At 71.3% G+C, this 20,599-nt stretch carries 15 protein-coding genes; 8 read left to right on the forward strand and 7 right to left on the reverse strand.

Features of this window, described 5'->3' with window-relative positions; genetic code table 11:
• Positions 1–120: 120 nt before the first annotated feature.
• Entirely contained in the window at positions 121–2,220 is a 2,100-nt protein-coding gene (locus IEY17_RS17330) for a putative bifunctional diguanylate cyclase/phosphodiesterase (RefSeq protein WP_229680251.1), read from the reverse strand.
• Between the two features lie 397 nt (positions 2,221–2,617).
• On the opposite strand from IEY17_RS17330, the gene IEY17_RS17335 reads away from it, so the two are divergent.
• Entirely contained in the window at positions 2,618–3,970 is a 1,353-nt protein-coding gene (locus IEY17_RS17335) for an FAD-dependent oxidoreductase (protein ID WP_188988996.1), read from the forward strand.
• A gap of 304 nt (positions 3,971–4,274) precedes the next feature.
• Entirely contained in the window at positions 4,275–5,735 is a 1,461-nt protein-coding gene (locus tag IEY17_RS17340) for an aldehyde dehydrogenase (NADP(+)) (RefSeq protein ID WP_188988998.1), read from the forward strand.
• Between the two features lie 38 nt (positions 5,736–5,773).
• Here the strand turns inward: IEY17_RS17340 and IEY17_RS17345 are convergent, their stop codons facing one another.
• Positions 5,774–6,598: a putative RNA methyltransferase gene (locus IEY17_RS17345; protein WP_188989000.1), complete on the reverse strand. Its 825-nt coding sequence runs from the start codon at positions 6,596–6,598 to the stop codon at positions 5,774–5,776.
• 141 nt (positions 6,599–6,739) lie between these two features.
• Here IEY17_RS17345 and IEY17_RS17350 point away from each other — a divergent pair, with 141 nt between their 5' ends.
• Positions 6,740–8,152, forward strand: coding sequence for a lipase maturation factor family protein (locus tag IEY17_RS17350; RefSeq protein WP_188989085.1), 1,413 nt, complete (start codon positions 6,740–6,742; stop codon positions 8,150–8,152).
• A 165-nt stretch (positions 8,153–8,317) separates the two neighbouring features.
• Here IEY17_RS17350 and IEY17_RS17355 read toward each other — a convergent pair whose 3' ends face one another.
• From IEY17_RS17355 to IEY17_RS17370, 4 genes are all read right to left on the reverse strand, one after another.
• Entirely contained in the window at positions 8,318–9,547 is a 1,230-nt protein-coding gene (locus tag IEY17_RS17355) for an SAM-dependent methyltransferase (protein WP_188989002.1), read from the reverse strand.
• A gap of 27 nt (positions 9,548–9,574) precedes the next feature.
• Complete coding sequence (locus IEY17_RS17360; RefSeq protein ID WP_188989004.1) at positions 9,575–10,948, reverse strand: FAD-binding oxidoreductase; 1,374 nt, start codon at positions 10,946–10,948, stop codon at positions 9,575–9,577.
• Between the two features lie 225 nt (positions 10,949–11,173).
• The gene (locus tag IEY17_RS17365; protein ID WP_229680252.1) at positions 11,174–12,151 is read right to left on the reverse strand and encodes an adenylate/guanylate cyclase domain-containing protein; all 978 of its coding nucleotides are present in this window, start codon (positions 12,149–12,151) and stop codon (positions 11,174–11,176) included.
• The gene (locus IEY17_RS17370; RefSeq protein WP_188989008.1) at positions 12,132–12,584 is read right to left on the reverse strand and encodes a universal stress protein; all 453 of its coding nucleotides are present in this window, start codon (positions 12,582–12,584) and stop codon (positions 12,132–12,134) included. The genes IEY17_RS17365 and IEY17_RS17370 overlap by 20 nt, the downstream gene beginning before the upstream one ends.
• Positions 12,585–12,906: 322 nt before the next feature.
• Between IEY17_RS17370 and IEY17_RS17375 the strand changes: the two genes are divergently transcribed.
• The 5 genes from IEY17_RS17375 to IEY17_RS17395 all read left to right on the forward strand — a co-directional run bounded on the left by IEY17_RS17375 (position 12,907) and on the right by IEY17_RS17395 (position 18,829).
• Positions 12,907–14,346, forward strand: coding sequence for an amino acid permease (locus tag IEY17_RS17375; RefSeq protein WP_188989010.1), 1,440 nt, complete (start codon positions 12,907–12,909; stop codon positions 14,344–14,346).
• A 206-nt stretch (positions 14,347–14,552) separates the two neighbouring features.
• On the forward strand, positions 14,553–15,485 hold the full coding sequence (gene coaA, locus IEY17_RS17380; RefSeq protein WP_188989087.1) for a type I pantothenate kinase: 933 nt from the start codon (positions 14,553–14,555) through the stop codon (positions 15,483–15,485).
• 116 nt (positions 15,486–15,601) lie between these two features.
• Entirely contained in the window at positions 15,602–15,859 is a 258-nt protein-coding gene (locus IEY17_RS17385) for a hypothetical protein (RefSeq protein ID WP_188989012.1), read from the forward strand.
• Positions 15,856–16,248 carry a type II toxin-antitoxin system VapC family toxin gene (locus tag IEY17_RS17390; protein ID WP_188989014.1) on the forward strand — a complete coding sequence of 131 codons (393 nt, stop codon included), beginning with the start codon at positions 15,856–15,858 and terminating at the stop codon, positions 16,246–16,248. The genes IEY17_RS17385 and IEY17_RS17390 overlap by 4 nt, the downstream gene beginning before the upstream one ends.
• Positions 16,249–16,495: 247 nt before the next feature.
• Complete coding sequence (locus IEY17_RS17395; RefSeq protein ID WP_188989016.1) at positions 16,496–18,829, forward strand: ATP-binding protein; 2,334 nt, start codon at positions 16,496–16,498, stop codon at positions 18,827–18,829.
• Between the two features lie 57 nt (positions 18,830–18,886).
• Here IEY17_RS17395 and IEY17_RS17400 read toward each other — a convergent pair whose 3' ends face one another.
• The gene (locus IEY17_RS17400; RefSeq protein WP_229680253.1) at positions 18,887–20,533 is read right to left on the reverse strand and encodes a PucR family transcriptional regulator; all 1,647 of its coding nucleotides are present in this window, start codon (positions 20,531–20,533) and stop codon (positions 18,887–18,889) included.
• Between the last annotated feature and the right edge of the window lie 66 nt (positions 20,534–20,599).

Genomic DNA, 20,599 nt, shown 5'->3' on the forward strand with positions numbered 1-20,599 from the left:
CGATGCTATCGGGATGTCGCAGCACACCTACCGCCGCTCCCGGGTGCGCGGGACCTTGGCGGTCGTCGCCGAACTCCTGCTTGCGCCCGGGCCGGGCGGCCGCGCCGCTTTCGCAGGCCGTCAGCGGGAGGCGGCGACGATCTGCTCGATCTCCAGCGCCGAGGCCAGCTCCCCGGCGTAGGGCCCCTGCACCAGGCTGACGCCGAACTCGCGCAGCCGGCGCGCCTGCAGCTCGGTGCGCACCCCGCCGGCGATCACCGGGAAGTCCATCAGCTGCGCGGCGCCGACGGCGCAGCGCACGAGGTGCTCGTCCAGCGGGTCGGGGTCCGTCGGCTCGGCGAGCCGGTCCAGGTGGGGACCGTCGATGCGGATCCCGGACAGCGGCAGGTGGCGTAGCCGCCCCACGCCGCGGTAGTCGCCGCCGAACTCGTAGACGACCAACCGGATGCCCATCTCGGCGAAGATCTCCAGGGTGTCCACCGGGTCACCCTGGTGATCGAACAGCGCGCGCTCCGGCAGGCACAGCGCCAGCGACCGCGGCGGCAGCCCGGTGCGCCGCAGGATGCCCTGCACGTCGGCCACCAGCTCCGGGTCCCGGCAGTGCCGCACCGACAGGTTCACCGCGGCCACCGGCGCGTCGTCGCCGAGCCGCTCCGCCCAACGGGCGGCGTGCCGGCACACCTGCTCCAGCACCCAGCTGCCGAGCCGGGTGATCAGACCGGTCTCCTCGGCCACCTCCACGAACCGGTCAGCCCCCAGCTCGCCGAACTCCTCGTGGTCCCAGCGCACGTTGGCGCAGACCGCGACGAGCTTGCCGGTCTCCAGCCGCTGGACGGGTTCGTACTCGACGAACAGCTCGTTCTGGTCCAGGGCGGCGGGCAGCGCCGCGGACAGCCAGAAGCGGTGGCGGGCGGCCGCGTTGCGCTCGGGGTCGAACAGCACCCACTGGGCCCGCCCGTCCCGCTTGGCCCGGTAGAGCGTGATGTCGGCGTCGCGGAGCAGCGCGTCCGCGTCGGTCCCGTCAACCTCGCGCTCCACGATGCCGACGCTGGCCGAGGCGCTCAGCTCGTGGGAGCCGATCAGCACCGGCCGGGTGATCTCCCGCAGCAGCCGCTCGACCAGGTCAACGACCGCGGTGGCGCCCTGCGAGTCGGGCACCAGCACCACGAACTCGTCGCCGCCCATCCGCGCCGCGAGCGCGCCCTCGTCCTGGGTCACCACCTCCAGCCGCTGCGCGACCTGCCGCAGCAGGCGGTCGCCGATCGGGTGGCCGAGACTGTCGTTGACCGCCTTGAAGCCGTCCAGGTCGAAATAGCACAGCCCCACCCGGCGTCCCGGGTGGGTGCGCTCCAGCGCCTCGTCGAGGCTGGTCTGCAGCTGGGTGCGGTTGGCCAGCCCGGTCAGCGGGTCGTGGGTGGCCTGCCGCCGGAACTGCTCCTGGAGCATGTGGCGGTCGGTGATGTCCTCGTAGAGCAGCACGAGGTAGCCGGGTTCGCCGCCCGCGTCGCGCACCAACGATGCCGACAGTCGGGTCCACACGTGCGCGCCGTCGGACGCGGTGAAGCGGGTCTCCAGGAAGCCGTGACCGGCGTCCCCGGCGGCCAGTTCCGTGACGACGTCGGTGAGCGCGTCCAGCCACTCGTCGTCGACCAGTTCGAACACGGCGGCGCCGACGAGGTCGGCCTCGGCGCGGCGGAAGATCCGCGTCATCGCCGCGTTGACCTCCTCGATCACGCCGTCGCGGGTGACCACCGCGATGCCCAGCGCCGAGGCGGTGAACACCGCGCGGAACCGCGCCTCGCTGGCGCGCAGCGCCTCCTCGGCGGCGTCCCTGGCGTGCAGGACGGCCTGCTTGATCACTTCCTGCTCGTCGAACGTCTGCTCGCGCAGCCGCCCCGCGAAGCCCGCGGCCAGGTCGCCGAGGGCGGTGAACAACCGGTCGCGGCGCAGGCCGGGCACCAGCGCCGGCAGGTCGGCGGCGAACAGCCGCAGGGTGCGGGACAGCACCTCGGGGTTGGTGAAGTGGATCTGTACCAGTTCGGCACCCACGTCCAGCGCCGCACCGGGCGGGGACGCGCCGGTGAGCTCGCCGATGAGTCGGTCGACGCAGTCAGCGAGGTGCTGGACGATGTCAGCCCGGGCCAGCGGGACGTAGCTGGTGTGCACGATCTCCCGCTTCCAGCGCTGCGCGAACTCCAGTCGGTCCACTCTGGTGATCACGTTTCCGCCCCGCGACCCGCGGGCTGCGACCGACCAACCGACTCCTGGCGCATCTCCCCACCTGTCTCTCACGTGCCCTGCACCTGACGCTCGCCGCCGCTGCGACGCGCCGGGCAGCGGCTGGGTCGACGATCCCATCGTGATCTTACTGTCACGTACCGCACTCGGCCACGTACGCGGTGTGGGCGACCTCAGCAGCCCTTCCGCCTAACCTCGCCACCCGGCAGCGGGGGCGCCCTATGAGCATTGTCACCGGTCCGCATCGCGGGATCGGGGGTAAGGCATGCCTAAGCTTACGGGGTCCCCGTGCACGTCCCGCGGACCCACAACACCTGGGCGGACCGCGCGCGGGCCCAGTCGACCAGCGCCCGAGCGGGGCGCACAGTGAGGAGAGCGCATGACCCGCCCGCTGCGAGTCGCGATCGTCGGGGCCGGGCCGGCCGGTGTGTACGCCGCCGACACCCTGACCAAGTCCGAGACCCCGGTCGACATCGACCTGCTGGACCGGATGCCGGCTCCCTACGGCCTGATCCGCTACGGTGTGGCCCCCGACCACCCGCGCATCAAGGGCATCGTCAGCGCGCTGCGACGGGTGATGGACAAGCCGGAGATCCGGTTTCTGGGCAACGTCGACTACGGCGTGGACATCAAGCTCGACGACCTGCGCCACCACTACGATGCGGTCATCTTCGCCACCGGCGCGGACCGGGACCGGCCGCTGGACATCCCGGGCATCGACCTGCCGCACAGCTACGGCGCGGCCGAGTTCGTCTACTGGTACGACGGCTACCCGGAGGCGCCGCGGGACTGGACGCTGGACGGCGAGCAGGTCGCGGTGATCGGCGCCGGCAACGTCGCGCTGGACGTGGCGCGGGTACTGGCCAAGCAGGCCGACGACCTGCTCAGCACCGAGATCCCGGACAACGTCCACCGTGGTCTGAAAAACTCGCGGGTCACCGACGTGCACCTGTTCGCCCGGCGGGGCCCGGCGCAGGCCAGGTTCACCCCGCTGGAGCTGCGGGAGCTGGACCACCAGGACGACGTCGAGATCATCGTGCACCCCGAGGGCTTCGAGCTCGACCGGGCCAGCGAGGAGGCGATCCGTACCAACAACCAGGTGAAGACGATCGTCAAAACGCTGCAGGACTGGGCGCTGCGGGACCCGAAGCACGACACCGCGCGCCGGCTGCACCTGCACTTTCTGCGGGCGCCGGTGGCGGTGCTCGGCGACGAGCGGGTCGAGGGACTGAAGGTCGAGGTCATGGAGCTCACCGGCGACGGGACCGTGCGCGGCACCGGCGAGTACGAGACCTACCCGGTGCAGCAGGTCTACCGGGCGGTGGGCTACCTGAGCTCGCCGCTGGCGGACGTGCCGTTCGACCACGCGACGGGCACCGTGCCCAACGACGGCGGCCGGGTGCTGGACCTGGACGGTGAGCCCATACGGGGCGTCTACACCACGGGCTGGATCAAGCGCGGCCCGGTGGGCCTGATCGGCCACACGAAGGGCGACGCGCTGGAGACGATCACCCACCTGCTTGCGGACCGCGAGGCGCTGCCGCGGGCGGAGCAGCCGGAGCGGGACAGCGTCCTGCGGCTGCTCGACGAGCGTGGCGTGGCATACACGACCTGGGAGGGCTGGGGCCGTTTGGACGCGCACGAGAAGGCGCAGGGCGAGGCCCGGGGCCGCGAGCGGATCAAGGTCGTCCCCCGCGAGGAGATGGTGCGCATCAGCCGCGCCGAGAGCTGATCTGCACCAGGTGACGGGCATCTTCCGGACCGGCTCGCTCGGTCGGGAGGTGCCTGTCGCGCTTCCTCAGCCCCTCACCCCGTTCCAGATTTCGAACGCCGTGCGACCTGCCGTCCATGGGCGTACTACGGTGTAGGGGTCAGCACCCGTGGGTCCCCACCCTGGGTGAGGGCTTTCGAATCTAGGAAACCCCGGACGAGGCAGACGCCCAACTTCAGGCAAACCCGGAAACCCCGCCCTGGGGTGGGGATGTCCGGGTTCAGGCGAACTTGGGTGGTCGCATACCGCGCAGAAGGATGGCACGTTGACCGCGACACGGATTCCGGACACCAGCCCCGCCGAACTCGACACCGTTCTGCAGCGAGCCGCCGACGTCGCCGGAAGCTTCGGCGAACTGCCGCCCGCCACCCGCGCCCGGCAGCTCGGCGCCGTCGCCGACGCCCTCGACGCCGCCGCCGGCGACCTGGTGCCACTGGCCATGGCCGAGTCGCATCTCTCCGAGGCCCGGCTGACCGGCGAGCTCAAGCGCACCACCTTCCAGCTGCGGCTGTTCGCCGAGGTACTGGCGGAGGGCCGCTACCTGCAGGCCACCCTGGACCGCGCGGACCCCGGGTTCCCGCTGGGCGCCAAGCCGGACCTGCGGCGGATGCTGGTGCCGGTGGGTCCGGTCCTGGTGTTCGCCGCGAGCAACTTCCCGTTCGCCTTCTCCGTCGCCGGCGGCGACACCGCCTCCGCGCTGGCCGCAGGATGCCCGGTGGTGCTCAAGGCACACCCCGGCCACCCGGAGCTGTCCGTGCGCACCGGCGAGGTCCTCGTCGAGGCGCTGCGCGCCTCCGGTGCTCCCGACGGCGTTTTCCGCGTCGTGCTCGGCTTCGAGACCGGCACGGCCGCCCTGCGGGACCCGCGGATCAGGGCGGCGGCCTTCACCGGCTCGGTGCCCGCCGGGCGGGCGCTGTTCGACATCGCGAACTCGCGGCCCACGCCGATCCCGTTCTTCGGCGAACTCGGTAGCCTGAACCCGGTGTTCGTCACGCCCGCGGCGGTGCGCGCCCGCGGCGAGGAGATCGCCAAGGGCTACGTCACCTCGTACTCGGGCAATGCCGGTCAGCTGTGCACCAAGCCGGGCCTGGTGTTCCTGCCCGCCGACCACGGGTTGGAGGACGTGCTGGTCGCCGAGTCGCAGGCCGTCGCGGCCCACCGGCTGCTCAACGAGCGGCTGCACGAGGGCTACTGCGGTCGCCGGGCAGCGGTCACCGGGGTGCCCGGGGTCCGGGTGCTCGCCGAGGGCAGCATCGACGACGGCGCGGTGCCGACGTTGCTGACCACCGACGTGGACACCCTGCTCGCCCACCGCGAGGAGCTGCTGGAGGAGGTGTTCGGCCCACTGTCCATCGTGGTCACCTACCGCTCGCCGGACGAGGCCCGCCGCGCCGCGGAAATCTTCGACGGGAACCTGACCGCGACGGTGCACGCCGAACCCGAGGACACCGAGTTCGCCGCGAGCCTGGTGTCCCGGCTGCGCGAGCGCGTCGGGCGGCTGCTGTTCAACGGCTGGCCGACCGGGGTGGCGGTGTCCCCGGCGATGCAGCACGGCGGCCCGTATCCGGCCACCACCGACTCGCGATTCACCTCGGTGGGCACCGCGGCCATCGACCGCTTCCTGCGCCCGGTGACGTACCAGAACGTCCCGCAGGAGCTGCTGCCGGAAGCCCTCCGCGACGACAACCCGTGGGGCATCCCGCAGACCGTGCACGAACCGAAGTGACGACCGGGCCCGCCGGGTCCACTTCGGACCCGGCGGTCTCAGGCACGCCGGTACACCGCGACGGTCACCGACGCGGTCGCCGTGACCGGCTCCGGCACGGCCGCGATCCGCTCCCGCAGTCGCCCCGGATCGGCGTGCCAGGCGCTCGGCCCCATTCCCACCACGGCCTCGGCGTCTGCCGCAGTGAGCGACAGCGGGAACCGGCAGACGCGCTGGGAGACCGGCTCGAACCGGTCGGCGAGCTGCTCGGACAGCCGCTGCTGCTTGCGCTCGTCGACCGCCAGCAGGTCCAGCGCCCCGACCAGCTCCGTGAGGTGATCGGAGTTCGGCACGACGACCACCAGCAGTCCGCCCGGGCGCAGCACACGATGCATCTCGGCGGCGTTGCGCGGCGCGAAGACGTTCAGCAGCGTTGAGGCCGCGCCGGTGCGCACCGGAAGCTGCTGCCACGCGTCCGCCGTCGCCGCGCCCATGCGCGCGTGGGCGCGGGCCGCTCGGCGGCAGGCGAACTTCGACACGTCCAGGGCCAACCCGGTGCGCTCCTGCGAGGCGTCCAGCACGCGGGCGAGGTAGTACCCGGTCCCGGCGCCGACGTCCACGACGCAGCCCTGGACACCGGCGAGCGCCGCCACGACCGCGTCGGCGATCGGCGCGTAGTGACCTCCGTCCAGGAAGGTCGCCCGCGCGGCCACCATCGCCGCGGTGTCGCCGACGACGCGCGTCCCGCCGGGCAGCAGGCTCACGTAACCCTGCCGCGCGATGTCGAACACGTGATTGGCCGGGCAGCGCAGGCTGGTGCCGTCCCGGTCCAGCCCGGCCCCGCAGTGCGGGCAGGCCAACACCCCCACGACGTCGTCCAGCACAGCTCGCCTCCACCCCGCACGTCCGGTCCGCGATCCTAGTCGCGGTGTTGCGCCGGTCCCGACCGCGCTCCCCGACCGCGCCGGGCCACACTGGGGTGGACGCCGGTGTCCGAGGGTGGAGCAGCTGGGGACGGTGGCGCGATGTGGGACTGGTTGGCGGCCCCTGACTACTGGGCCGCGCGGTTCGCGGTGCAGCACCTGGTCGCGGTCGGGTACCTGCTGGGTTTCACCTGCGCCCTCCGGCAGTTCCGGGGTCTGCTCGGCGAACGCGGGCTGACCCCGATCTCCCGGTTCCTGGCGCGGGTGTCGTTCCGCGGCGCGCCGAGCCTGTTCCACCTGCACTACTCCGACCGGTTCTTCGCCGCGGTGTGCTGGGTCGGCATCGCCGGGAGCGTCCTGGCGCTGGTCGCCGACCTCGGCCCGCTGTGGGCGTGGCTGGTGCTGTGGCTGCTGCTGTGGGTGCTGTATCTGTCGATCGTCAACGTGGGCCAGGTCTGGTACGCGTTCGGCTGGGAGTCACTGCTGCTGGAGACCGGGTTTCTGGTGGCCTTCCTGGGGCCCGGGTCGCTGGTGCCGCCCGCCCCGGTGCTGTGGCTGCTGGCCTGGCTGCTGTTCCGCGTGGAGTTCGGCGCGGGACTGATCAAGCTGCGCGGCGACACCTGCTGGCGGGACTTCACGGCGCTGTACTACCACCACGAGACGCAGCCGATGCCCGGCCCGCTGAGCCGCTGGTTCCACTGGCTCCCGCGTCCGCTGCACAGGATCGAGGTGCTGGCCAACCACGGCACCCAGCTGGGCGTGCCGTTCGTGCTGTTCGCCCCGCAACCGGCGTCCGGCGTGGCGGCACTGATCGTGGTGATCACGCAGCTGTGGCTGATGGTCAGCGGGAACTTCGCCTGGCTGAACTTCCTGACGATCGCCCTGGCGTGCTCGGTGATGGGACCGTGGCTGCTGGGCCTGGTGACCCCCGCCCCGCCGCCGCTGGAGCCCCTGCCGGGGTGGTTCGCCGCTGTGGTGCTGATGCTGACCGCGGTGTTCGTCGTGCTCAGCTACTGGCCGGTGCGCAACATGCTGGGCCGCCGCCAGGTGATGAACCTCAGCTTCAACAAGCTGCACCTGGGCAACACCTACGGCGCGTTCGGCAGCGTCACCCGCACCCGCTACGAAGTGATCATCGAGGGGGCGGCCGAGGAGGGCGGGCCGTGGCGCGAGTACGAGTTCAGGGGCAAGCCCGGCGACCCGTACCGCCGGCCGCCGCAGGTGGCGCCGTACCACCTGCGGCTGGACTGGCTGATGTGGTTCCTCGCGCTGTCGCCCAGCTACGGCCGCACGTGGCTGCCGGGGCTGGTGCTCGCGCTGCTGCGCAACGACGAGCACGTGCTGCGCCTGTTGCGGCGCAACCCGTTCCCGGACCGGCCCCCGGCCCTGGTTCGCGCCCAGCTGTACCGCTACCGGTTCACCACGCGGCGGGAACGCCGCGAGACGGGCGCCTTCTGGGTCCGCACCCGCATCGGCGACTTCATCCCACCACTGTCCCTGACCGACCTAAGGTGATCCCCCCGCACCGGCCTCCTCCCCAGCCCCCCCCCGGGCACCAACATTGCGGCCAACGTGGGGGTCGGGACCCAAGTTTCGGTGGAGTTGGGGCGGCGGTGGGTGGTGGGCGTGTGTGTTTCTTGCGAGAGTGACCGCGTCAGGGGTGCGGGCGCTTGGTGTGGGTCACCAGGTTGGGCGTAGGGGCATGCGGGATGCGGTGCCGTCCAGGCGGACGCCGAGTACCTGGTGCAGTTGGACGACGTTGCGCTCAAAGCCCAGGCGGGACGCCGCCATGTACAGCCGCCACACCCGGGCCCGGCTGAGCCCCACCTCGGTGACGGCCTCGTCCCAGTGCCGCTCCAGGTTCTCGCACCACCCGGCCAGGGTCAGCGCGTAGTGCTCGCGCAGGTTCTCCTCGTGGCGCACCTCGAACCCGTTGTCGTTCATCGCCGACACCAGGGTGCCCACCGGCTCCAGCTCCCCGTCCGGGAACACGTAGCGCCCGATGAACCTGCCCGGCCGGGAACCGCGGCTGCCGTCGGGCCGGGTGATGCAGTGGTTGAGCAGCCGCCCGCCCGGTCGCAGCTTGTCGTGCAGGAACGAGAAGTACGACGGCAGCTGCGCCAGCCCGATGTGCTCGGTGAGTCCGATGGAGCTGACCGCGTCGAAACCGGTCTCGGTGACGTCCCGGTAGTCAAGATGACGCACCTCGGCCAGGTCGGCCAGGCCGCGCTCGGCGATGGTCTTCTGCGCCCACTGCGCCTGCTGCCGCGACAGGGTCACGCCCAGCGCGCGGACCCCGTGGTGCTCGGCGGCGTGAATGACCATGCCGCCCCACCCGCAGCCGACGTCCAGCAGCCGCATGCCCTCGCGCAGGCCGAGCTTGCGCGCCACCAGGTCGTGCTTGGCGAACTGCGCCTCCTCCAGCGTGGCGGTCGCCGACGGGTAGACCGCGCAGGTGTAGGCCATCGACGGCCCCAGCACCCACTCGTAGAACCGGTTGGACACGTCGTAGTGGTACGAGATGGACCGGCTGTCGCGGCGCCTGGAGTGCCGCCAGCCGCACGGCCGATGCTCGATGGCGGGAGGTTTCACCGGCCACCAGAACCGGTATCCGGCCAGCTTCACCAGGAGTTCGCGGCGCAGTCCCGGCGGGATGTCCTCCAGCGCGACGGCCGGGAACGCCGACAGGGCGGTGTACATGTCGCCGTGCACCTCGATCGCCCCGCTGACGTAGGCGCGCGCGAGGCCCAGTTCGCCGGGCGCGGCGGCCAGGTGCGACAGCGCCAGCGGGGAACGGATCTCCACGCGCACGTCCGATCCGGCCGGTCCGACCCGGCTGCCGTCGAAGGCGCTGATCTCGACCGGGGCGTCGCCCCCCAGGACGCGCGCGAACACCTCTGCCCAGCCCATCAACGGTCCTCCTCGCCACGCCGTCCGCTACTTCTCCGCCACGCACTTCTCGTACAGCCCGGGCAGTCGCCCCTCCGGGTCGTAGCGCTGCTTCAACCGCTCGTACGCGGGCCGGTTGTACCGCCGCCAGAACTCGTCCTCCTCGAAGTAGGAGTTGGAGTACAACGACTTGTGACCGTCCAGTTCGGACACCTTGCGTTCGATGGCGCGGTTGTGCCGGCCGGGAGCCTCACCCGGTCGCAGCGGCACCGTGGCCCAGAACCCGACGTTGACGTACAGCGTGTCGGGGTCCATCGGGTACAGCGGCCAGCCCTTGCGGTCGCGCAGCCGCACCGGGCACAACCAGACCGGGCTGATGCCGGTTTGCCGGTGGAGGAACTCCAGGAACTCCGGCAGCCGGTCGACCGGGATCTCCACGTCCTGGATGACCGGTTCGTGCACGCCGCGGCCGCGCAGCACGGCCAGCCGGTCGGTCAGCGCGTGGCGGCGGTCCCAGGCCACGATGCGCCGGTACACGTCGGAGCGGCGGTACTTCTTCGGCCACAGCCGCCGCACCAGCGGGTGCTGGACGCCGAGCGCGCGGGAGCACCAGAACCAGTCGGTGTCCCACCGCCACAGGTAGTCGTGAATGGTCAGGTAGTCGACCTGCCGCTGCCGCAGGGAGCGGTAGTAGATCCGCTGTCCGGTGTAGTCGCTGGCGAACGGAGCTTCGTCCACATAGGAGCCCAACGTGAGGTACTGCTCGCGGGCGTCGAACACCGTTCCGTCGAGGAAGTCCACGGGGTGACCGTCGAAGCTGCGGTCCCGGCAGATCTCGGCGATCGCGGCGGCACACTCCTGCGCCGAGCCGAACCGCACGTGGTGCAACCGGACGTACGGCCGCACCTGCTCGAGCTCGATCTCCAGCCGCAGCGCGTAGCCGAGCGTGCCGTAGGAGTTGGGGAAGCCGCGGAACAACTCGGCGTGTTCGCCGTCCGGCCGGGCCACCACCACCTGCCCGTCCCCGGTGAGGATCTCCAGCTCCCGCACGGATTCATGCGGCAGGCCGCTGCGGAACGAGGTGGCCTCGATGCCCAGCCCGGCGACCGCGCCGCCCAGCGTGATCGTCCGCAGCTGCGGCACCACCAGCGGGATGTGCCCGGACGGCAGCAGCGCGTCCACGATGCCCTCGTAGGTGGCCATGCCCTGCACATGGGCGCGGTGGTTGGCCGAATCCACTTCCAGCACCCGGTTGAACCGCCCCACGTCCAGCCCGGGACCGGTCGCCGGGGTGCGGAAGCGGAACAGGTTCGAGGTGGGTTTGGCCAGGCGCACCGGGGTACCGGCCGGGAGCCGCGCGTACTGCGCGGCCAGTGCGGTCACTTCGTCGGAATGCCTGTCCGCAGCGACTGATCCGGGCATGCACCGACTCTATTGCGGGGACGCGCCCGGGGCATCCCGCTCAACGGCGGACACCGACCGCCGCCGAGCGGACAAACCGGGACCAGACCGCACCTCTGCGGTGTGGCGCGGATCGAGAAACCGCAGGTGACCGGCGCCCGCGTGCCCCATACCAGAGGAATTCGCCCGCTGCATCCAAGATCATCCCGATCACATCCCCGGATGGGTGAGCGGTGCGGTGCCCGCTCACGACGCCCGCCGCAGCGCCCACGCCCGCAGCCCGCGGAAGCCCTGCACCTTGGTCGGCCCGATCGAGATCAGCTGGTACTCCGGCCGCCCCCGCAGCGCCGCGGCCAGCTCCCGGTCCACCAGCACCGACGCCGGGCGGGCCACCGAGGTCAACCGGCTGGCGATGTTGACCGTCGAGCCGTACACGTCACCGAAGCGGGCCAGCACCGGCCCCATCGCCAGCCCGATCCGCAGCGGCGGCAGCAGGTCGGTGCGGGCGATCTCCTCGTTGAGCGCCAACGCGATCTCGGCGGCCTCCGGCGCGGTGTCGGTGACGAACAGGACCTCGTCGCCCACGGTCTTCACGACGCGGCCCCGGTTCTCCGCGACCACCCGGGTCGCGACCTCCTCGAAGCCGTCGATCAACCGGGCCAGCTCCAGCTCGGTGAAGTCCCGGATCAGCCGGGTGTAGCCGACGATGTCCGCGAAGCCGATCACCTGCACCCGCTCGTCGGCGCCCGGGTCACGCTCGGTGAGCTCCCGCGCCGCGGTGGCCGCCAGGTGCCGCCGCCACACGTAGCCCTGCATGCGCTCCATCACCGGCAGGATCACCTCGGCGACCTGCGCGGTGGTCTCGATGTCGACGGCGAACTTGTCGCCGAGCAGCGACCTGAAGATGCCGACCTGCCACTCGGCCAGCCGCGACATGGTCTGCGCCAACGAGCGCGCCACCGCCGACTCCAGCTCCGGCGGGATCACCTGCGCCGAGACCAGCTCCACCAGGGCACGCAGGGCGGCGACGTCGGCGTCGGTGAACACCACCGCGTCGTCGTCGACGTGCGCGAAACCCATCGCCTGCCACAGCTGTTCGGCGCGGGCCACCGGGACCTCGGCCGCCGCGGCGACCTGGGCCTTGGTGTAGCGCGGCGGGCCGCCGAGGATGGTCTCCTCGACCTCGTGGCCGCGCTGCGCGGGCTCATTTCGCGGTTCGAACAACGAGCACATCGCAGTCCGCTCGACGGGACACCTCGGAGGGCACCGACCCCAGGATGCGCCCCTTCAACGTGTTCAACCCCCGGCTACCCACCACCAGCAGGTCGGCCGACTCCTGCTGCGCCGCCGACAGCAGCACCGGCACCGGCGCCCCCACCGAGGCGAAGGTGTCGACGGTCGCCACCCCCGCCGCGCGGGCGATGTCGGCGGCCTCCCGCAGGGTGTCCTCGGCCGGCGCCGAGCCGATCACCTGGAACGCCTCGTCGCCCAGCTGGTCCTGGGCGTGCTCGACCTCCCGCGCGCTGCTCGGGTAGTAGGCGCAGACGATCACCAGCCGGGCGGCGCAGACACCGGCGACCTCGGCGGCGCGGGCCACCGCGCGCAGCGAGGGCGCCGAGCCGTCGGTTCCGACGACGACGGTGCGGTAACTGGACATCGGACTCTCACTTCCGAGGCGGCGGACACCGGCGTGAACACTAACGATCGGGGGCCCGCGCGGTCACGCGTCGCTACCGGGCGCATCAGCGGTGTGAGCTGGATTGCCCTGTTCCCCACCGTGCTTGTGGGCTCGGCCAAACAGTTGCCAAAACTCTCATCCGAACCGACAAACAGCTGCGGCCGGGCGTCCGCGTAGGTTTCGCCGCAACGTGCAAACCCAGTGGTGATGCAGCACACGGACGACGTTGCGCGGGACGTCCGACGAGCCGAAGCACCCCTGTACGTACCCTTTCGCGCAAGACGAAGCATCAGGAGAAGCCGTGACCACACCACATCTCCAACCGGGGCGCGGGATCTTCCGCCGCAAGCCGATCGAGCTGATCACCGAGGACGGCGAGACGGGCCTCAAGCGTTCCCTGGGCCTGTGGCAGCTCACCGCCATCGGCGTCGGCGGCATCATCGGCGCCGGGATCTTCTCGCTGGCCGGTGCGGTGGCCAACGAGAAGGCCGGGCCGGCGGTGTTGATCTCGTTCCTCATCGCCGGCATCGCCAGCGCGGCGGCGGCCTTCTCCTACGCCGAGTTCGCCGGGATGATCCCCAAGGCCGGTTCGGCCTACACCTACGGCTACGCGGTACTCGGCGAAGTGGTGGGCTGGCTGATCGGCTGGGACCTGCTGCTGGAGTACACCGCGATCGTCGCGGTGGTGGCCATCGGCATCTCCGGCTACTTCAACGAGCTGCTCGGGTTCCTCGGCGTGGACCTGCCGGTGTGGATGCTGGGCGCCCCCGGTACCGAGGACGGCGCGGCCCCACCGGGCAGCTACAAGATCAACCTGTTCGCGGCGCTGCTGTGCCTGCTGATCGCCTTCGTCCTCAACCAGGGCATGAAGAGCGCGGCCCGCTTCGAGACGCTGCTGGTGTACCTGAAGGTCGGCGTGGTCCTGCTGGTGATCGTCGTCGGCGCCTTCCACATCAACGCCGGCAACTACAACCCCTTCTTCCCGTACGGCATCGGCGGTGCGTTCGCCGGGGCGGCGACGGTGTTCTTCGCGGTGTTCGGCTACGACGCGATGAGCACGGCGGCCGAGGAGTCCACCGACGCCCAGAAGCACATGCCCAAGGCGATCATCTACTCGCTGGCCATCTCGATGGTGCTCTACGTGCTGGCGTGCCTGGTGCTCACCGGCATGATCCCGTACCAGGAGATCAGCACCGAAAGCGCGTTCGCCAGCGCCTTCGCCGACGTGGGCCTGCCGGTGCTGGGTGCCATCATCGCGGTCGGCGCGATCCTGGGCATCCTGACCGTGCTGTTCACCTTCATGCTCGGCGTGACCCGCGTGGGGTTCGCGATGAGCCGCGACGGGCTGCTGCCGAAGTGGTTCGCCAAGACCCACCCGGTGCGTAAGGTGCCGTCGCGGTTCACCTGGCTGATCGGCGTCGCTTCGGCGCTGATCGCCGGGCTGCTGCCGATCGGCGAGGCAGCGGAGCTGACCAACATCGGCATCCTGCTGGCGTTCGTGATCGTCTGCGCCGCGGTGATCGTGCTTCGCTACCGACGGCCGGAGCTGCCGCGCGGGTTCAGGTGCCCGGGTATGCCGATCGTGCCGATCATCGGCATCGTGTTCTCGATCTGGCTGGTGACCTTCCTGGCCACCGCGACCTGGGTGCGCTTCGGCGTCTGGTTCCTCATCGGCCTGGTGATCTACTTCGCCTACGGCTACCGCAACTCCAAGCTCAACCCGGACAGGGCAGGCGAATGACCGGTTGAGACCGCGGGCGGAGGGCGTCTGGCGACCACGGTCGGGGACGCCCTCCGGTTTCCCGCGTGATCGTGTTCCGTGCGTCTCAGCGTGCAGTGGGTCACAGCGCACAGCCGACCCGGCGGCCTAATGTGCACCGAGTGTCGCTCGGGGGGAATCCCGGCGACGGCGGAGTTCCTGCTGGGCCTCAACGTCGAGGGGTGTCTGTGACGCGCGTTCGCGAACGTAGCCCGTATGTCGAGCTGCACCGCGCCCAGTGGCGGGAACTACGCGACTCCCTCCCGCTGCCGCTGACCGAGGACGAACTCGTCGCCCTACGCGGGCTCGGCGATCCGGTGGACCTGGACGAGGTCGCCGACGTCTACCTGCCGCTGTCGCGGCTGATCAACCTCCAGGTGGCCGCGCGGCAGCAGTTGCACGCGACCACCACGACGTTCCTCGGCGAGGAGACCCGCGGCACCAGGGTGCCGTTCGTGATCGGCATCGCGGGCAGCGTCGCGGTCGGCAAGTCCACCACCGCGCGCATCCTGCGGACGCTGCTGGCCCGCTGGCCGGACCACCCGCGGGTGGACCTGGTGACCACCGACGGCTTTCTGTACCCGAAGGCGGAGCTGGTGCGCCGCGGTCTGATGCACCGCAAGGGCTTTCCCGAGAGTTATGACCGGCGGGCGCTGCTGCGCTTCGTCACCGAGGTCAAGTCCGGCGCGCCCGAGGTGGCCGCACCGGTGTACTCGCACGTCGCCTACGACATCCTGCCCGGCGAGCAGCACGTGGTGCGCCAACCGGACATCCTGATCATCGAGGGGTTGAACGTCCTGCAACCGGGCCCGAGCCTGACGGTGTCGGACCTGTTCGACTTCTCCATCTACGTCGACGCGCACACCGACCACATCGCCCGCTGGTACGTGGACCGGTTCCTGGCGCTGCGCAGCACGGCGTTCGCGAACCCGAACTCGCACTTCCACCATTTCGCGCAGCTGTCCGACACCGAGGCCCGCGCCGAGGCGGAGCATTTGTGGCGCACGATCAACGAGCCGAACCTGGTGGAGAACATCCTGCCGACCCGGCCCCGGGCGACCCTGGTCCTGCGCAAGGACGCGGACCACTCCATCAACCGGGTCCGCCTCCGCAAGCTCTGACCGCGCGGCCGCACGAGCTGGTCGGAATCGTTCCGCGGAAGTCACCACCGTCATATAGTGGTGACATGACGGCTGGGAGAGTGACTGTCTCTGACCTCATCCACCGCAGCGGCGAGGTGTTCGATCGCCTGCAGCACGAGCGGCGGCTGATCATCACCCGCAACGGCAAGCTCGCGGGCGTCCTGACCGCGCCCGATCCGGATGAAATGCTCCTGGACGAATGGGCCGACCGAGGCGAACTGCCCTCGGACTGGAGAACTCGCCAACGCCGCCTCCGATCCTGGTTGCGCCACGCTCCCGCCCGGAGTGCCCCCACAGGCGAACCCGTCGGGTCGGCGGCGATCCTTGCCGACCGCGAGGAGACCGATCGGTGATCTATCTGGATTCCTGCGCCGCCATCAAGCTGATCATCCCGGAACCCGAATCCGAAGCCCTGATCGAATGGTTGGAGTCGCACGACGAACCGTTGATCTCGTCCAGGCTTCTTCGGGTCGAACTGCATCGTGCCCTGACGCGGCTCGCCGTAGCCAGCTCCGTGCGGAACGCCGCCGATGAGTTCCTGGACGGTCTGCTCCTTCGACCAGTGGACCCGGTCCTGGCGACGGCCGCGGCTTTCGACGGCACGCACCTGAGAAGTTTGGATGCGATTCACCTTGCCACCGCGCTGGACGCCCGCATCGCTTTGACTGCGTTCGTGACCTACGACAAGCGACTCGCTGACGCGGCGACCGAGGCGGAGCTTCCCGTCGAAGCACCGGCTTGATGAGCCGTCCGCACGGCTTGTCCGGCCCGTCGGGGGGCTGGGTGGGTCGGACAAGCCGCACGGCGTTTCCGCGATCCCGGGGACCGGCGCTTCGGGGGGAGAGGCGGTCACCGGCATCTGGACTCCCGGACGGGAGTGGTACCGAGCGTGCCGCATGCGCCGCGGCGGCGAACCCGTGCAAATACCCGCACCCCTACGTATCCCGCGTGCAAACCGCACGTCAGGACGTAGGTATTACCCTGACCGAGTGGCGCGCACCACATCACGTCGGCGACGGATGGGCAACCTGCCCGCGGATGCGACGAGCTTCGTCGGGCGCCGACGGGAGCTCTCCGAGCTGAAGCGGTTGCAGGTCGAGCACCGGCTGATCACGCTCACCGGCCCGGGCGGGGTCGGCAAAACGCGCCTGGCGCTGCGGTTCGCCGCGGACGTGCGGCGCGCGTTTCACGACGAGGTCTGGTTCGTCGACCTCGCCGACCTGCGCGAGCCCGGGCTGGTCGCGGAGACCGTCGCCGACCGGCTCCAGCTGCGCGAGCAGTCCTGTCGCCCGGTCACCGACACCCTCGTGGACCGTCTCGCCGACGGTCCCGCGCTGCTCGTGCTGGACAACTGCGAGCACCTCGTCGACGCCTGCGCGGCGTTGGTCGGCACCCTGCTGCGGGCGTGCCCGGAACTGCGGGTCGTCGCCACCAGCAGGCAGTCGCTCGGCCTGGTCTGCGAGTGCACCTACGACGTGCGGCCGTTCCGGGTGCCCGACCCGGAGCAGATCAGCTCGCCGGCGTCGGTCGCGCACTTCGACTCGGTGCGCCTGTTCCTGGACCGCGCCACCGCGGTGGTCCCGCGCTTCACCGTCGACAGCTGCAACTACCAGGCGCTGGCGCGGATCTGCCACGACCTCGACGGCATGCCGCTCGCGATCGAGCTGGCCGTGGCCCGGCTGCGCACGCTGTCGCTGGAACAGCTCGCCGACCGGCTCGGCGAGCGCCACACCCTGCTGGCCAACGGCAGGCGCGGGATGCCACCGCGGCACCGGACGCTGCGGGCGCTGATCGACTGGAGCTACGAGCTGTGCTCCGAGGCGGAGCGGCGGGTGTGGGCGTGCGCGTCGGCGTTCTCCGGCACCTTCGACCTGGAGGCAATGGAGCACGTCGCGACGGGTGAGGTGCCGCGCGAGGACGTGCTCGCCCTCGTCGACGCCCTGGTGGACAAGTCGATCCTGCTGCCGGAGCGCGCTCCCACCGGGATTCGCTACCGGATGCTGGACACCACCCGCCAGTACGGGGAGGAGAAGCTCGCCGCCGCGGGGCGGCAGGAGGCGGTGCGCCGCCGCCACCGCAGCTGGTACGCCCGCCTGGCCCTGGCGTTCGGCGCGCGGTGGATCGGCCCGGACGAGGCGAGGTGGAACGCCCGGCTGCGCGCGGACTACCCGAACCTGCGGCTGGCCCTGGACTTCTGCGCCCGCACGAACGGCGAGGCCGGTGCGGGTCTGCGCATGGCCGTCCGGCTGGCCGACTACTGGACGCTGCGCGGGTCCCTCTCCGAAGGACGGATGTGGCTGAACCGGCTGCTCGACGGCGTGCCCGCGGTGTCGCGGGAGCGGCTGGCCGGGCTCGTGCTCAACGCCTGGTTCGCGGTGCACCAGGGCGAGCTGCCCGCCGCGCGGACGGCCCTGGCCGAGGCCGCCAACCTGGTCGCGGCAGTCGGCAGCGACGAGCAGAAGGGTTACCTGGCGCACGTGTCCGGGATGGCCGCCATGGTCGAAGCCGACCTGGACCGGGCCGTCGGGCTCTTCGGCGCGGCGCGCGAGCAGTTCCGCACCGCCGGGATTCTGCGCGGGGAGCTGTTCGCGCTGGTGATGCACGGGCTGGCGGTCGGCCACAACGGCGATCTGGCGCGGGGCCGGGAACTCCTCGACGCGTGCGTGGCGATGTCCGTCGGGATCGGTGACCTCTTCTGGCGGTCCCACGCGCTGTGGGCGCGCGCCTCCATCGACGTGCGCGCGGGCGAGTCGGAGGCGGCGGAGCGGGCCTGCAAGCAGGCGCTGCGGCTGGAGCAGGTCCTGGAGGACCGGTCGGCCATGGCGTTCACCCTGGAGGTGCTGGCCTGGGTCACCGCGGACCAGGAGGAGCACTCCCGCGCGGCCACCCTGTTCGGCATCGCCGGTGGGATGTGGCGCGCGATCGGCGGTTCCCCGGAGCTCTACGCGACGCTCACCGACCTCCACCACGAACACCTCCACCGCAGCCGGGAAGCGCTCGGCGACAGCGGATTCGAGCAGGCGTTCAAGCACGGCCTGGAGCTGGCCACCGCGGAGGCGATCGACTTCGCCCTGGAAACGGCGCCCGCGTCGGTCGCGCAACCACGCGGGGACGGCGAGGTGCCGGTGCTGACGCGACGCGAGCTCGAGATCGCCGAACTCGTCGCCGAGGGGCTGACGAACCGGGACATCGCGACCCGCCTGGTGATCTCGCCGCGCACCGCGGAAGGCCACGTCGAGAAGATCCTGACCAAGCTGGGCTTTCACTCCCGAGCCCAGATCGCCGCCTGGATGACCAGCCACCGCGAATCCCTCCCCCGCTGAGCCTGGTTCGCCGAAACAGCGGGCGACGCCTTCCCGGCGCGACCGACACGTCGGTGGTCAGCGGCGGGTGCGGCGGGCGAGGAGGAGCTGGAGGTGGGCGCTGAGGCGTTCGCTCGGGTTCGCCAGGTCGATGCCCGTGATCTCGCCCGCCCGGCGGACCCGGTAGCGCAGCGTGTTGGGGTGGACGTGGAGGCGTTCGCTGGCCGCTCGGACGTCACCGAAGGACTCCAGGTACGCCAGCAGGGAGCGGGCCAGGTCCGTGCCGTGCTCGGCGTCGTGCTCGTGCAGCGCCGCCAGGCGGGCGTCCCGGAAGCGCTCGTTGCCCTGCAGCACCGTCAGCACCTCGCTGATCACCACCTGCGCCCGGACGTCGGAGATGGTGGCGACCTCGGCGTGCAGGTCGTGGGCCATCGCGTCGAGGATGCGGTCGGCCTCGGTGCGCGACTCGGCCACCTCGTCCAGCGTCGGCACCGCCGAGCCCACCCCGACCTGCACCCGGGCCCGCAGGTGCTGCTTTGCCGCCGTCACGATCTCCCGCGTCAGGCTCAGCGCCGCCGCGCCCGCCGAGCGCTCCGGCAGGTCCGGCAGCAGCACGTACACCCGGGAGCCGATGGTGGTGACCAGCGCGCTGCGCCGGTACGCCGAGGCGTGCACCGAGATCAGGCTGGTCATCTCGGCCCGCTGGAACTCCAGTTCCGAGCGGTCCGCGCTGGCCTCCGCGGGGCGCAGCGTGAACACCACGACCACCGCCGGTTTGGCGGCGTCCGCGCCGATGTTGTCGGCAACCGACCGGGCGTCGGTGCGGCCGTCGAGCAGACCGGCCAGCAGGTTCTCCCGGAAGCGCGGCCCGGCGGTGGCCTCGGTGCGCTGCCGGATCAGCTGTAGCGCCGCCACCCGCGCCGCACCCAGCAGCGCCCGCTCGCAGTTCTCCGACAGCGGTCGCCGGCCCTCCTGCACCCAGATCGTGCCCAACGGCTGGCTGCCCGCGTGGATGCCGACCGCCATCCGCCGCCGGATGCCCAGGTCCGGCCGCTCGTCGATGCGCACGACCTCCTCACCGGCCCGCAACCGCTGGTAGACGCCCCACTCGCGGAGCATCGCCAGGTACGGTTCCGGCCCCTGGCGGCCCAGGATCGACAGGCGGCGCAGCTCGTCGACCTCGTCGTCGGAGCGCGAATACGCCAGGACCCGGTTCGCGGTGTCCTCGATGCTGACGATCCCGTCGGTCATCGCCGCCACCGTCTGCGCCAGCGAGAACAAGTCGCCCAGCGCCTCGCCCAGGTCGGCGTCGGTGGTCAGCCGGGCGTTGTCGACGGCGGAGCGGGCGAACGACTCGAGCCGTTCCCAGCGCACCTCCGGGCGCACCCCGAGCAGCGCGATCCGGCCGTCGATGGCGGCGTCGCGCAGCAGGCGGGCGTCGTCCTCCGAGTCGACCTTGACCGCCACCGCTGCGGCCCCGTCCCGCGCCGCGGCCCGCACCAGCCGCGTCGCCGCCCGGCCGCGTGCTCCGATGACCAGCACGAGGTCTCCACCGCGACCGCTGCCGGACTCCTCCTCCGGGTCGACGATGACGACGTCGCGCACCTCGACGTCGAAACCGCGGGGCGCGGCCAGCACGTCGACCAGGGGCTCCCCCACCGCGATGAGGAGTTGGCGCAACGGCACCCCGGCCACCGCGACCGGGTCGACACCGACCTCGTGCACCCCACGAACCTCATTTGTCCAGCGGAACAATCCGATGTGGCCAACGATAGCCGATCGGACAAGCCC

It is taken from the genome of Saccharopolyspora thermophila, assembly GCF_014646075.1.
In the GTDB taxonomy this organism is placed as follows: domain Bacteria; phylum Actinomycetota; class Actinomycetes; order Mycobacteriales; family Pseudonocardiaceae; genus Saccharopolyspora; species Saccharopolyspora thermophila.